Annotated in this window: 13 protein-coding genes; 1 reads left to right on the forward strand and 12 read right to left on the reverse strand. The window is 47.4% G+C overall.

The genetic code is table 11. The annotated features are described in order from the left end of the window. Positions 1–7 precede the first annotated feature (7 nt). The 8 genes from BQ7400_RS06135 to BQ7400_RS06170 all read right to left on the reverse strand — a co-directional run bounded on the left by BQ7400_RS06135 (position 8) and on the right by BQ7400_RS06170 (position 7,811). The gene (locus BQ7400_RS06135) at positions 8–1,051 is read right to left on the reverse strand and encodes a SufB/SufD family protein (protein WP_072469805.1); all 1,044 of its coding nucleotides are present in this window, start codon (positions 1,049–1,051) and stop codon (positions 8–10) included. Positions 1,052–1,059: 8 nt separating this feature from the next. Beyond that, positions 1,060–2,472 carry a Fe-S cluster assembly protein SufB gene (gene sufB / locus BQ7400_RS06140; RefSeq protein ID WP_072469806.1) on the reverse strand — a complete coding sequence of 471 codons (1,413 nt, stop codon included), beginning with the start codon at positions 2,470–2,472 and terminating at the stop codon, positions 1,060–1,062. After that, positions 2,450–3,220 (reverse strand): Fe-S cluster assembly ATPase SufC, encoded by a 771-nt coding sequence (sufC, locus tag BQ7400_RS06145; RefSeq protein ID WP_072469807.1) that lies wholly within the window; start codon positions 3,218–3,220, stop codon positions 2,450–2,452. Before sufC ends, sufB begins: the two co-directional genes overlap by 23 nt. 355 nt (positions 3,221–3,575) lie before the next feature. Next, a complete protein-coding gene (groL, locus tag BQ7400_RS06150; RefSeq protein ID WP_034437478.1) occupies positions 3,576–5,213 on the reverse strand; it encodes a chaperonin GroEL in 1,638 nt (545 codons plus the stop codon). A 17-nt stretch (positions 5,214–5,230) separates the two neighbouring features. Continuing rightward, positions 5,231–5,512, reverse strand: coding sequence for a co-chaperone GroES (locus tag BQ7400_RS06155; RefSeq protein WP_034437477.1), 282 nt, complete (start codon positions 5,510–5,512; stop codon positions 5,231–5,233). Between the two features lie 106 nt (positions 5,513–5,618). After that, the gene (locus BQ7400_RS06160; RefSeq protein ID WP_072469808.1) at positions 5,619–6,302 is read right to left on the reverse strand and encodes a DUF554 domain-containing protein; all 684 of its coding nucleotides are present in this window, start codon (positions 6,300–6,302) and stop codon (positions 5,619–5,621) included. Between the two features lies 1 nt (position 6,303). After that, the gene (locus BQ7400_RS06165) at positions 6,304–7,128 is read right to left on the reverse strand and encodes a DNA-3-methyladenine glycosylase family protein (protein ID WP_072469809.1); all 825 of its coding nucleotides are present in this window, start codon (positions 7,126–7,128) and stop codon (positions 6,304–6,306) included. Between the two features lie 47 nt (positions 7,129–7,175). Beyond that, a complete protein-coding gene (locus BQ7400_RS06170) occupies positions 7,176–7,811 on the reverse strand; it encodes a redox-sensing transcriptional repressor Rex (RefSeq protein WP_052098715.1) in 636 nt (211 codons plus the stop codon). A gap of 138 nt (positions 7,812–7,949) precedes the next feature. On the opposite strand from BQ7400_RS06170, the gene BQ7400_RS06175 reads away from it, so the two are divergent. After that, positions 7,950–9,836, forward strand: coding sequence for an ABC-F family ATP-binding cassette domain-containing protein (locus BQ7400_RS06175; protein WP_072469810.1), 1,887 nt, complete (start codon positions 7,950–7,952; stop codon positions 9,834–9,836). Positions 9,837–9,884: 48 nt separating this feature from the next. On the opposite strand, the gene BQ7400_RS06180 is transcribed toward BQ7400_RS06175, so the two are convergent. From BQ7400_RS06180 to BQ7400_RS06195, 4 genes are all read right to left on the reverse strand, one after another. Then, positions 9,885–10,349 carry a redoxin domain-containing protein gene (locus tag BQ7400_RS06180; RefSeq protein WP_034437474.1) on the reverse strand — a complete coding sequence of 155 codons (465 nt, stop codon included), beginning with the start codon at positions 10,347–10,349 and terminating at the stop codon, positions 9,885–9,887. An 80-nt stretch (positions 10,350–10,429) separates the two neighbouring features. After that, complete coding sequence (locus tag BQ7400_RS06185; protein ID WP_034437473.1) at positions 10,430–12,187, reverse strand: vWA domain-containing protein; 1,758 nt, start codon at positions 12,185–12,187, stop codon at positions 10,430–10,432. Beyond that, complete coding sequence (locus BQ7400_RS06190; RefSeq protein WP_219306812.1) at positions 12,180–13,103, reverse strand: AAA family ATPase; 924 nt, start codon at positions 13,101–13,103, stop codon at positions 12,180–12,182. Before BQ7400_RS06190 ends, BQ7400_RS06185 begins: the two co-directional genes overlap by 8 nt. Beyond that, positions 13,078–13,914: a YhfC family intramembrane metalloprotease gene (locus BQ7400_RS06195; RefSeq protein ID WP_034437471.1), complete on the reverse strand. Its 837-nt coding sequence runs from the start codon at positions 13,912–13,914 to the stop codon at positions 13,078–13,080. The genes BQ7400_RS06190 and BQ7400_RS06195 overlap by 26 nt, the downstream gene beginning before the upstream one ends. Positions 13,915–13,930: the final 16 nt, after the last annotated feature.

A 13,930-nucleotide genomic window follows, 5' to 3' on the forward strand; every position in this document is an offset into this window, starting at 1 on the left:
TCCCCCTCTATCGTTTGTTCATCTTGTTTCTAAAGTACTCCCAAATCGCATCCTTTTCTTCTTGATCTTTTAAAAGGTCAATGGTGGAGGCGTACTTGGACTCTACAATGAGGCTTTCAGCCAATTGGTGGTCAATGCCCCGACTCTTTAGGTAAAAGAGCAGGTCGGCATCAATTTCCCCACTGGATGCAGCATGGTTGCCGGCAATATCATCTTCATGAGACAAAAGAACCGGCACTGAAATATTTAAGACACTGTCGTCTAAAAGAACAGTGTATTCCTCTTCGCTACCTTGGGATCCTCCGCTGCCTTCTTTAAAGTCCAGGGTGGTCTTTAGATTTTTTTGGGATTGGTCCATCAAGGCCCCATTAATAACAAGGTTGGCCTTGGTCTTGGGCTTGTGGTGGTTGACATGGTAGAGGATGTTAAGCTGGTCCTCTTCATGGCCGAAGTAGATGCTCTTAATGTCCACATCTGCCTCTTGGCCCAGCAATTCCACCTGGGTGTTCATATAATTTTTCAAGGCACCCATTTCGTATTGGCGCAAGCGGACCTTGGCCCTTTCTTCCGCCAAAACAACCACACTTTCCAGGCTCATGGACCTGTCTTCCTTTTGAATAATATAAACATTGACTTCCGCTGCCTTTTTGGCAATAATCCGGATCAAAGAATTTCTAAACTTTTCCACCTGTCCTTGGTCCTTGTAGGATAAAACCAGGCTTAATTTTCCCCCTTCTTCCACGATAATATCATGGGTGTCTAAAAGTTGGGGGCAGTCATCACTGGTGGTTAAGTGGATGGTTTGGCTGGCCTTGACTTGGCCCTTGTCTGCCAGGTACTTCCGGTAGACATTCCCCTGGGTCCGGTTCAGGTCCAGGGCCTCTTGGGCCACGCCATAGGTGTAGCCTTCCAATTCCGGCCGGTCTTCAAAGCTTCCTGTGCTTTCCAGGGGAAAGGCTTGGGGCTTAATTTCCGGCAAGTCAATGGTTACTTCATTTACTTTTGTATGCCTATAGGTCCTATAGGCTAATTTATTTCCTAATATTTCCATACTTCCTCCTAGCCTATGCTTCCTTCAAGCTCAATATTAATCAGGTTGTTCATTTCTACGGCATATTCCATGGGAAGTTCCTTGGCCACGGGCTCTGCAAACCCGCGAACGACCATAGATTTCGCTTCTTCTTCGCTGATACCCCGGGTCATGAGATAGTAGATGACCGAGTCATCAATCCGGCCAATGGTGGCCTCATGGCCAAAATCCACATCCTTGTTTTCAATTTTAATGACAGGAATGGTATCGGCCCTGGATTGGTTGTCCAGCATCAAGGACTCGCAAGAAGAGGAGGCCTTGGACCCATGGGCATTTTCCTTGATCTCCGTCAGGGACCGGTAGCAACAAATGCCCCCGCCCTTGGAAATGGACTTGGAGTTGACATAGGACTTGGTGTCCGGTGCAGCATGGATCATAATGGCCCCGGTATCCAGGTTTTGTCCCGGACCGGCAAAGGAAATTTGCGTCATTTCCGCAGATGCTCTAGGCCCTACCAAGATACTTGCCGGGTAGAGATAGGACACCCGAGACCCAAAGGACCCAGAAACCCATTCAATCTTTCCGTCTTCTTGGATAATGGACCGTTTGGTATTTAAGTTGTACATGTTCCTGGACCAGTTTTCAATGGTGGAAAAACGACAGGTGGCCTTTTTCCCAACAAAGATTTCCACTGCTCCAGCATGGATGTTTAAGACATTGTATTTGGGCGCCGAGCAGCCTTCAATAAAGTGGCAGTAGGCGTCATCTTCTACAATGATCATGGTGTGCTCAAATTGACCCGCTCCCGGTGCATTTAACCGGTAGTAGGATTGCAGGGGCACATCTACATTAACCCCCTTGGGAACGTAGACAAAAGATCCCCCGGACCAAACAGCATAGTGGAGAGCAGCATACTTGTGCAAGCCTGGAGAAATTGCCCGACCAAAATATTCCTTGACCAGGTCTTCATGCTCTTTAATGGCTGTATCAAAATCCGTATAGATAACCCCTTGGTCCTTTAAATATTTTTGCATGGAGTGGTAGACCACTTCCGAGTCATATTGGGCCCCAACACCAGATAGAAATTGGTCCTTTTCCGCTTCAGGAATCCCCAAGGAATCAAAGGTGTTCCGGATGTCTTCCGGCACATCATCCCAGTCCACAGATAGGTCTGCATCGGGGCTGATATAGGTGGTAATCTTGTTGATGTCCACTTCAGAAATATCCGGCCCCCAGGTGGGATTTTCCAATTCGTTAAAAAGCTTCAGGGCCTTGAGCCGGTAGTCCAGCATCCATTGAGGCTCCTTTTTCTTGGCAGAAATCTTCCGGATGATGTCTTCGCTAATGCCGTTTTCCATCTTGTCCCGGTAGTTGACCTTATTCTTTAAATCGTAGATCCCGCGGTCAAAATCTTGGATTTCAGTCTTCTTTCTTTTGTTCATTGTCTACCTCATCCTTTATCCAACCGAATCCCTTTGCTTCAATTTCATGAATCAAGGACTCATCTCCATCTTTGACAATTTCTCCATCCATAATGACATGGACTTGGTCAATGGGGATATTGTTTAGAATTTCATTGTGGTGGGTGATGATTAAAACAGAGTTCTTTTCAGATAAGAATTTTTCAATCCCCTTGGATACAACCCGCACAGCATCCACATCAAGGCCTGAGTCAGTTTCATCCAAAATGGCCAGTTTGGGGTTCAGGGTCAGGAGTTGCAAGATTTCATTTTTCTTCTTTTCTCCCCCGGAAAAACCCACATTTAGATAACGGTCCAGGTATTTTTCATCCATTTCCAAGACATCGGCATAGTCCAGTAACTTTTCATGAAAATCAATAATCCCAATATTTTCTTGGTTGATTTCCTGGTTGGATGCTCTTAAGAAATTTTCCACAGTTAGGCCCGAAACTTCCACCGGGTTTTGGAAGGACATAAAGAGCCCCTTCTTGGCCCTTACATCCGTAGTGTCTGCTAGGATGCTTTCTCCATCCAAAAGAATGTCCCCCTTGCTTACCTTGTATTGGGGGTTGTTCATCAAAACATTGGCCAGGGTGGACTTCCCTGACCCATTGGGTCCCATAATTACATGGATTTCCCCATAATTTATCTTTAAATTAATCCCCTTAATAATCTCTTGCCCGGGAATACCAGCACAGAGATCTTTTACTGTGAGTAAATTTTTCGTCATCACTTTCCTCCTTGCGACCTTCTATTCTCTATTTGAAATTTGTATAAACTATCAATTTGTACCTATCGAGTACACTTAACTTATATAAGGGTATCACTTGGGCCCATTTTTGTCAATGAAAAACCAGCCTTTTATTGCTATTTTAGCAATCTTTGAGGGGTTTTCCCCCTGCAGAAAAATCGAGTCATTTTTTCAAATTTATCCCCTTAATATTTTATAAGTTTTGACCTGTTTATTATATATACCCAGAAAAAGTCCCTACGAAAATTTTTTTCTTCTCCGAGCTCTTGTCATTTTATTTCCCCACAAGAAAAAAGAGACCCCTCTAGGAGGCCTCTTTGGTCTTTAAATTTGATTACATCATACCCATTCCGCCCATGCCGCCTGGTGCTCCGCCCATGCCTGGCATTGGAAGGTCTGATTTTACATTGGCTACAGCTGCTTCTGTAGTTAGGATCATGGATGCAACACTTGCTGCATTTTGAAGGGCTGACCGAGTAACCTTGGTTGGGTCCACGATTCCGCTCTTGGCCATGTCGATAAATTCGCCGTTGTAGGCATTGTAACCCATGCCCGGATCCAAGGCGCGTACTTTTTCAACAATAACGGATCCTTCAACTCCAGCATTTTCAGCAATCATCCGCATGGGTTCTTCCAAGGCACGGACAATGATGCTAACACCAGTTCTTTCGTCGCCTTCCGTTTGGTCCAAAAGTTTTTCCACTTCAGGAATACTGTCCAGAAGAACAACTCCACCACCTGGAACAATTCCTTCTTCCACTGCTGCACGAGTAGCTGCAAGAGCATCTTCAATCCGAAGTTTGCGTTCTTTTAATTCGATTTCAGTAGCTGCTCCTACCCGGATAACGGCAACACCACCGGATAATTTTGCCAGACGTTCTTGGAGTTTTTCCTTGTCAAATTCAGAGTCGGAATTTTCCATGCTGGTCCGGATTTGGGTGATGCGGTCTTCAAGGGCTGCCTTGTCTCCAGCACCATCAACGATGACAGTCAGGTCTTTTTCTACCCGAACCTTGGCTGCCCGACCCAACATGTCCACAGTGGTTTCTTTTAAGTCGTGGCCTAAGTCTTCAGTGACAACTTGACCACCAGTTAAGGCAGCAATGTCCTTTAACATTTCCTTACGACGGTCTCCAAAGCCTGGTGCCTTAACAGCAACAACGTTTAGGGTTCCCCGTAATTTATTTAAAACAAGAGTTGCCATAGCTTCGCCTTCAATGTCTTCAGCGATGATGACAAGAGGTTTGCCAGATTGGACTAATTTTTCCAAAATTGGAAGCAGGTCTTGGATGCTGGTAATTTTTTTATCGGTAATTAAAATATAGGGGTCTTCCAGTTCAGCAACCATTTTTTCAGAGTCTGTTACCATGTAGGGAGAAACATAGCCCCGGTCAAATTGCATCCCTTCTACTACTTCAAGGGTTGTGCCTGTGGACTTGGATTCTTCTACAGTAATAACCCCATCTTTGCCTACTGTTTCCATGGCTTGGGCAATTAATTGGCCTGTTTCTTCATTGGCAGAGGAAATGGCTGCAACGTTGGCAATGGATTCCTTGGTGTCTACTTCTTTGGAAAATCTCTTTAATTCTTCAACAGTCTTGTCAACTGCCTTTTGGATTCCCTTTTGCAGGATCATGGGGTTGGCACCAGCTGCCAGGTTCTTTAAGCCTTCACGAATGATGGATTGGGCAAGAAGGGTTGCTGTTGTAGTTCCGTCTCCAGCTACATCATTGGTCTTAATGGCCACTTCTTTTAATAATTGGGCCCCCATGTTTTCAAACTTATCTTCAAATTCAATTTCACGAGCAATGGTAACCCCATCATTGGTAATAAGGGGGGAGCCGAATTCCTTATCCAATACAACATTCCGTCCCTTGGGCCCCAAGGTTACCTTAACTGTATCTGCAAGTTGGTTGATCCCTTTCACAAGACCATTTCTTGCATCTTCTCTAAATTTAATTTCTTTAGCCATGCAAAAAACCTCCTTAATTATTCAATAACTGCTAGGATATCTTCGTATTTGATAACGATGACTTTTTCACCGTCAATTTCAAATTCAGATCCGGCATACTTTGAGTAAACAACCTTGTCTCCAACTTTTAATTGGCCGGCTGTTTTTTCATCTTTGTCTATTTCATTTGCCACTGCAAGAACTTCTGCAATATTGGATTCTTCCTTTGCGCTGGATGGCAAAACAAGTCCACTCTTTGTGACATTTTCTTCTTTTTCAACTTTTTTTAGGACCACGCGGTCTCCCAATGGTTTTAACATTTTTAACCTCCTTATACTTGTTAGCACTCTAAGTCCTTTGTTGCTAACCATCTGTATCTAGTATAACCCATTCTTTTCTTCTTTTCAAGTCTCTTCTAAAAAAAATTTAAGCCAGGATAAAAATATGGTAGACCAAGAGGATTAGAAGGCCTGGCAACATATCTCCTGCCTTTATTTTTTTCAGGCCCAAGAGGTTGATCCCAATGGCCATAATCAAAAGTCCCCCTAGACCTGTTAGATCTGCCAGGGCAGCTGGAGTCAGTAAGGGGTCGATGAATTTTGAAAAAACCACAATGGCCCCCTGGTAGAGGCCCACAGTTACCAAAGACCCATAGACTCCTGGCCCCAGGGTGTTGACCAGGACCACGGAGATGGTTCCATCCAAGATGGCCTTGGCATAAAGGGTGGCGTAGTTTTTTTCCAGGCCCGCCTGGAGAGACCCTACAATGGACATGGACCCAATGCAAAAAAGCAGGCTGGCCCCGATAAAACCTGTGGCAAAGTTTGGTCCCCCATCCTTGGCCAACTTGGCTTGGAGCTTGTTGCCATAGCCATAGAGCCGGTCTTCAATATCCAGCTTGGTCCCCAGGATTCCACCAAGAACCAGGGACAGGATCACCACCAGGGCTGTTTGGGTTTTTAGGGCCATGTCAATGCCCAGGTAGAGGACGGCCAAGCCCATGGCTGTCATTAAAAAATCTTCCAGCTTTTTATCCATAAACCTTCCCGCCAGGCGGCCAAGGCTGCAACCGATAAAAATAGCCAGCATATTTACAAGATTTGCCTGCATATCAACCCTCCATTTGATTTAACTTGGCATGGTAAAAAAGAGCCTGCTGGGCATAGCCAGCATAGGGGCCAAAAAGGTCCTGGGCCAAGGCCTCATAGTCTTTTTCTCCACTTTTGGGAAAGTGCTTTTTCAAAGCCCGTTTCATCCAAACATCCACCGGGAAGCCCTGCCAGTTGTGGAGGCCAAACAAGAGGATGCAATGGGCCACCTTGGGTCCCACCCCACTGAGTTTCCTTAGTTCCTTCATGGCCAGGTCCTTGTCCTTAGTTTCCTTTAAGGCCTCCAAGTCCACCTGGCCCTCTAAAATCTGCCGGGTAGTCTTGACCAGGTATTGGTCCCGGTAGCCCAACTTTATTTTTTCTCGAAAGTCCTCCCGGCAAACCCCGGCCAGGTCCTGGGGCCTGGGAAAGCTGTAATAGGTCCCCCACTGGTCCTGTCTTTTAATCCCATAATTTTGGCAAAGGGCAAAGAGAGACTTACGAATCCTGGGAATATTGGAGTTGGCTGAAATAATAAAGGCCACCACCACCTCCCAGGGGTCCTGCCTCAAGATGTGGATTCCTGAGGCAGCCGTCAAAGCCGGCCGTAAAAATTCGTGACTTGCTAGGGTCTCTTCCACAGCCTGGTAGTCCCGGTTCAAGTCAAAAAAGTCCTCCAGATCCCTTCTTGCCACTGGACCCTGGACCTCTAAAAAGCCCTCTCCCTGTCGGGCCCAAATCCTTTGGTCCTTAAAGTAAACCAGGTAGCCCCCATCCAGGGCCTGGGTCCGGAAGAATTGCCCGCAAAAAAGGGTTTTTTCCAGGTCCATACTTGTTTTTATCTTCATCGTTACTCTTCCTAAATGACAAAAAGCTCTCCCAGGGAGAGCTTCTACTATTTCTTTTCCGTTAGATAGTATGACAGGGTCAATAAGCTATCGTTTAAACGGACACTTTCCAAAATGACATCTTCCGGTACCACCAAGTCTACAGGGGCAAAGTTCCAAATCCCTTTGATTCCCGCAGCAACAAAGTCATCAGCAATTTTTTGGGACCCATCCTTGGGTACTGTGATAATCCCCACTTCCACCTTGTTCTTTTTGATAAAGTCCGCCATGTCATCCAAGGAATAGACCTTGAGACCGTCAATAACCTTGCCTACTTTTTCCGGATTTTTATCGAACATGGCCAGGATTTCAAAGCCCGAGGCCTTAAAGCCAGAATAGGTTGAAATAACTGACCCCAGTCGACCTGCCCCAACAACTACAGCCCTATATGTCTTATCGATACCAAGAATCTTGGCAATCTCTGTATGTAGGGCTTGAACATTATAGCCGTAACCTTGTTGGCCAAAACCCCCGAAATTATTCAAATCTTGGCGTATTTGCGAGGCCGTAAAGCCTGTAAGTCCACTTAGTTCTTGGGAGGAAATGCGATCAACGTTGCGGTCCAGAAGATCGGACAGGTAGCGATGATACTTTGGTAGCCGTCGAATAACAATATCTGATACTTTTTTTATCTCTTTTGCCAATTTTTTCCCTCCTATTAATAAATAATATTCTATCTAATTTAGTATATCCGATTTTTCCTTTTTTTTAAAGTCTTTTTGTCAAGGATATACCGATTTTTCTCAATTTTTGATACAATAAATGAAGGAAAGGAGCAAAGCATGGCACAAATTTCATTTCACAAGGTTTCCTATGCCTATGTCGTCGACCCCATCTTGGACCAGGTGGACTTTGTCCTGGAGCCAGGAGAAAAGGTCGGCCTGGTAGGCAATAACGGGTCCGGGAAAACCACCTTATTTCAATTAATCAAGGGAAATTTAAGTCCCAACTCAGGAGAAATCAACCGGATGAAGGACCTGAAGATTGGACTTTTATCCCAACATATGTCCTTTTCCGGGACAGTTTACGACTCCTGCCTGGAAATTTTTGCCCCGCTTTTCCGGCTCCAGGAGACCATGCACCAAATGGAAGCTGCCATGGCCCATGCCCATGGGGAGGACCTCCAAGACCTCATGGACCGCTATGCCAACCTCCAGGAAAAATTTCTCCAGATGGACGGCTACAGCTATGAGTCAAGGATCCGGGGTGTCCTAACAGGCCTGGGCTTTAACCAGGACCAATGGTCCATGGACAGCCAGGACCTGTCTGGTGGTCAAAGGGCAAGGTTGGGCCTGGCCCAAATCCTCTTGACCCCCTATGACGTCTACCTCTTTGACGAACCCACCAACCACCTGGATGTCAAGACCATTGAATTTTTAGAAAAGGCCATTAACGACCTCCAGGCCACTGTCCTGGTCATTAGCCACGACCGCTACTTCCTGGACAAGGTCTGTAAAAAAATCTTCCACCTGGAAAACCAGCAATTAAAAGTCTACCAGGGCAACTACACCCACTTCCAGGCTCGCCACAAGCTGGACCTGGACCTCTACCGCAAGCAATACCAAGACCAGCAAAAAGAAATCAAGCGCCAGGAAGAAATCATCAAGCGCTTTACCAATATGGGCAAGGCCCGGCTCATCCGCCAGGGCCAGTCCCGGCAAAAGCTCCTGAATAAGATGAAGCAAATGGACGCCCCCCTGGAGGCCAAAAAAACCATCCTCCGCTTTGAAACCAAGGTCCAAAGTGGTCAAGATGTCTTACGGGTCCAAGATGCTCAAAAGTCCTATGACCGCCCCCTCTTTCAGGGGGTCAACCTCAACCTCTACAAGGGAGATTCCGTAGGCCTCATCGGCGACAACGGCACCGGCAAGTCCACCCTGGCCAAGGCCATCCTGGGCAAGGTCCCCTTGACTGCCGGATCCATCCAGTTGGGTGCCAATGTCCATCTGGGCTATTTTGACCAAGAATTAGCCGACCTGGACCTAAACAAGACCGTTATGGATGAACTTTGGGACCAATACCCCAAGCTGACCCACTATGAGGTCCGGTCCTACCTGGCCAAGTTTTTATTTGTGGGAGATGACTTGTTCAAGACTGTAGAGGAACTTTCCGGTGGAGAAAGGGGCCGCCTATCCCTCTTAAAGCTCATGCTGTCTGAAGCCAACTTTTTAATCCTGGACGAACCCACCAACCACCTGGATATGGACTCCAAGGAAATTTTAGAAGATGCCCTGAAACTCTATGAGGGAACCATCTTAACCATTAGCCACGACCGCTACTTTTTAAATGCCGTCAGCAACAAGATTTGGGCCCTGGAAGATGGGCAAATCCATGAATTTTTAGGCAACTATGACTACTACCTGGAAAAAACCAAGGAGGAAGAGGACCTGGCCTTTGATGGCGGCCCCTCCAAGACCAGTCGAAAAAGGGAACAAATCCGGGAACGGCAAGAGCAAAAAAATCGAAAAAAAGAAAAGGAAGACCTGGCCAAGTTGGAAGAAAAAATTGACCAACTGGAAAAGGACCTGGCCCAGGTGGACCAAGACCTGGCCGACCCGGACCTCTACCAGGACCTGGACAAGACCATGGCCCTGTCCAAAAAACGCCAAGATCTAGAAGACCTCTTGGCCCAGGCCATGGACCAATGGGAAGACTTTTTAAGCCAATAAACACGTGTAGGAGAAAATACCTCCTACACGTTTTTATCTTTATTTACATTATTTACATTGGCTGACAATTTCTTTAATTTTTTCAATGTCTGGTTTGATGGAATCTTCATACTTGTGGGACCAAAGAACGGTTCCATCGGGTCCAACTAGGACAACGGCCCGGCCGGAAGATCCGGAATGTTCTTGCCAAACTCCATAGGCCTTAGAAACTTCTCCCAGGGGTTTGAAGTCTGAAAGGATGTTTAAGTTACTCAAACACAGGGTTTCTGCCCAAACCTTTTTCGAGGGTTGGGGGTCTACGCTCATACCCAAAACTTCTGTATTGTGGTCTGTGAAGAAGCCATAGTTGGCTTCAAGATCTCTCATTTGGTCTGTGCAAACAGGAGTAAATGCCAGGGGATGCCAAGACAATAGGACATATTTTCCCTTGTAGTCCGATAGTTTAACATGGTCTCCTCTTTGGTTGGTTAAATCAAACTCCGGAGCCTTTTGCCCTTTTTCAATAATCGACATAATTTTTCCTCCTTTACTCAAGACATGGGTCTTAACTTATTTTAAGACCTTGTATTGTCCTTATACCCAATTTGGAAAAATTATCTCCATCTTTCCACAAAGCTTTTAAAAAATTTTCCAACAACAATGGAAAACCGGTCCATGTCCTTGATATAGGCAAAGTCTTTTCCGTAAATTTTCAACTCCTTGGCCAGGTCTTCTTCCTGGCCGGTAAAGACTCCCAGGACCTGGATTCCCTTCAGCCGGAGATTTAAAACCATCTGGGCTGTATCCTCCAGGGCCTCCTGGTCTTCATAGTTGAGGCCGGGACTTGTCTGGTCAGCTGACAGGCCCAGGTGGATCCGGTCATTGGGTCGCCCATCGCTTAAGACCACCAGGAGAGATTGCCGGTTGGGATCTTTTTTCATACTCTCATAGAGGTAGGCCAGGGCCAGGCCATCTCGGTTGGACCCGGTGGCCTGGTAGCGAAAAATCTGCCGGTTTTCCTGGATTCCATCCTGGTAGTCCCGATATTCTTCTATGACTAAATAGTTGTAGAGGTTGTGGAAGCCCAAAACCCGGGTGGGAATGTGGAGGGCCACCAGGGCCTGGGCCAGGATATAGGCCTGGATGGCCACATCTTCCTGGTGGTCTTCCTGGGACCCCGAGGCATCCATTAAAAGGTCTACCGTAAACTGCCCCGGCTCCTGGGCCAGGTGGTTTCGAAAGACCTGGTGGTTGTCCAAGACAACTTCCTGCCAAACCCAGGCCGCTTCCAGGTCTCCGGACCTGGACCTTTGACTGTCCTCTTGGCTTTGGTCCAAGAGGGTCTTTTTTAAAAGACTCTTTAGTTGGTTGATGTTTCTCCGATAAATGGTGGCCTTGTCTTGAAAGGCCTGGAGGTTTTTCTTTTCTTGGTCTTGGGCCAGGGACTGGTAGTAGCAGGACTTCATATCCTGGAGATAGTGGCCCTTGGTCCTGTGGAGGCGGATGCCCTGGTGGATGCCCCGACAAATTTTCTCTTCCAGGGCCAAAAGTCGACTCCCTTCCTGGGAGGCTTGACCATAGTGCTGGATGACTTTTTCATGAATTTTGGGGTCAAAGGGACTTTGGGACTGACCCGGGTCCCCAGCTGCCTCCTCCAGGGCCTGGACCTCTTCATCCATTAGGAGGACGCCGGTAAATTCTGCTGCTTCAATGGTATATTTTTCCAGGGAGTCTGTTTCCTTGACCTTGTCTTGGGCCGAAAGAATTTTTGCATCCTTGCCTTGGTCTTTCCTGGCCTGGGACTTTTCTTTCCAGCCTTCTTGAGAATGCGAAATCTGTCCAGGTCCTGCTTCCCGCTTCCAGGCCAGGCTCCGATAAATTTTTTCCAAGTCCCGGATGGCCTGGTCCGTTTCCAGGGGACTTTTTTTCATAAGGTCTTTTAGGATTTTTTCATAGAAAGACCCAGCCTCCAAGCCCCCGTCCAGGGCCTGGATGTAGGCATACAAAACCTCCTCCTGAAAGGTCTTGTCCCTTTTTTCTTGCAACTTTTCCTTTACATCTTCCAGGTAGGATAGACGATGGGCATAGGCCCCGGGTCTTTCTTCCTCCATCAGGTCCTTGAGTTGGTAGTCAAAATAAAGCTGGGCCAGGACCCTTAGGTCCCGGTCATGGTCTCCGGAATAAACCCGGCTCCGGAAAAAATGTAGAAGTTTTTTCCCATCATAGTATTTATAAATCAAACCCTCCAGGCTATTGCTATAGACCAGGCCTCCCTGGGAAACCAGCCGGTCCTTGGGCAGGCTTTCATAGGTCCCGGCCACTGTCCAAAGGACGTTGTCTTCCCTGACTTGGTCCCCTTCTTGCCTAGTCAAAGAAATCCTGCCCCTTCATGTCCTGGCTAAAGAGGGTCTTGATGGTATCTTGGACCAGGTCTTTTTCATAGGTATCAAAACACTTGTTGGCCAGGCCCAGGTCCAGGGCTGGAAAAATTCCCAGACCCCTTTTCATAAGTTGGAGGGCGTAAAGGAGTCCCCTTAGGTCAATGGCCTTGGAGGAAATTTCTGCATGGAGACTTTTTTCTTGCAGGTCCATAAAGAGCTGGCTAAAGGCTTGGGCCGGGTCTCGATGGATCCCAGTGTGGTCCATGAGGATCTTAATCAAATCTTCTTGAGAGATGGCCGGCATGTCCAAGACTAAAAACCGGCTCACCAGGGCCTCGTTTAGGTCCCGGGTTCCCAGGTAGCCATGGTTCATGGTGGCCAAAAAACGGCTGGCAGGATGGAGCCTCAAGAGGTCGTAACCCGGAATATCTAAAATCCGCCGGTCATCCAGGGCTGAATGGATAACGGACAGGGCCTCGTTTTTTGCCATGTTGATTTCGTCCAGGACTCCAAAACCCCCATACCTGGCTGCCTGGTAGACAGGCCCCGGTTTGAGAACTACTTCCCCATCCTTGAAGGTATCGCTGGCCACCAGGCCATGGGCATCGCTGGTCATGTTCAAGGAAACCGTCCATTGGGGTCGGCCAAAGAGGAAGGACAGGTTTTCACACAGGACATTTTTCCCCGTGGCCTTGGGCCCCGACAGGAGGAGGTGGGCCCCTTCCAATAGGGCCAGGATGGCCTGGGTCCAAACTACCCCTCCGTAAAATTTATAGTTTAAGGTCCCAATCCGGTCTTCCATTTCCCGGGGGTATTCCTCCCGAAAGGCCTTAACCTCTGTCAAAAGGGCATCTGCCACCCCCTGGCTCCGTAAAAATTCTTCAAAGCTTTCCATGGTCATGGTCATAATCCACCCCTCCTTCCTTCTCTTGCAAAACTTCCCCTGCCTTTTTCCTATAGACCCGGCTGAGCCAGTAAAAGATGGCCAGGACCATAACCAAGTAGCCGGCATAAATGGCCGGGAGGTTTTTCACCAGGCCCACTTGATAGAGCACAGCTGGCAGGTCCATGAGAAAGTGTAGACCTATAGCTAAAACCAGGGCTGATTTTTTCAAAAATCCCCGGACAATAAAATAGACTAAAAGGGCCATGGCCAAGTGGAAACTCAGGGCTAAGATCCTTTCCACCAAAGGCAGGATCATTTGGACCCCCTGGATGGAGGCCAGGGCCTGGATGGTCTCCTTAACCTGGCCATGGTAGGCCGGAGGAATGTCCTTTAAGATGGCCGGCAAGCCCAGGGCATTAACCTTTCTCTCCAAGAAAAACTGGCTAATCCCCGTTAGACCCACCAGGATGGTCATTTCAAACCCTCCATGTCCCAGGCCATATTGGAGGGCGTCATAGGTCCCCAAACCTTTCTTCTGGTCCATGAGTTTCAGGACATAATAACGGGGAATTTCTTCAAAAATTCCCGCTGCCAAGGCCCCATAAAGGACATAGAGCCAGACTTGATTCTCCCGGTCAATATGGGGCAGAACCACTGCATGAAGCATCTTTTCTAAAACTAGGGCAAAGGAAAAAAAGACCAAGGCCCCGGCTAGGGCATACTTAATCCTTGCATTTTTTCTTATATTTAAATAGACCATGCCCGTAAGGGGGACCAGGATACAGACCAACCCCAGGGCCAATTGGCCGTAGATTTGCGCATTGCTAAACATGTCAACCTCCTTTGTA

It is taken from the genome of Urinicoccus massiliensis (assembly GCF_900120405.1).
GTDB lineage: Bacteria > Bacillota > Clostridia > Tissierellales > Peptoniphilaceae > Urinicoccus > Urinicoccus massiliensis.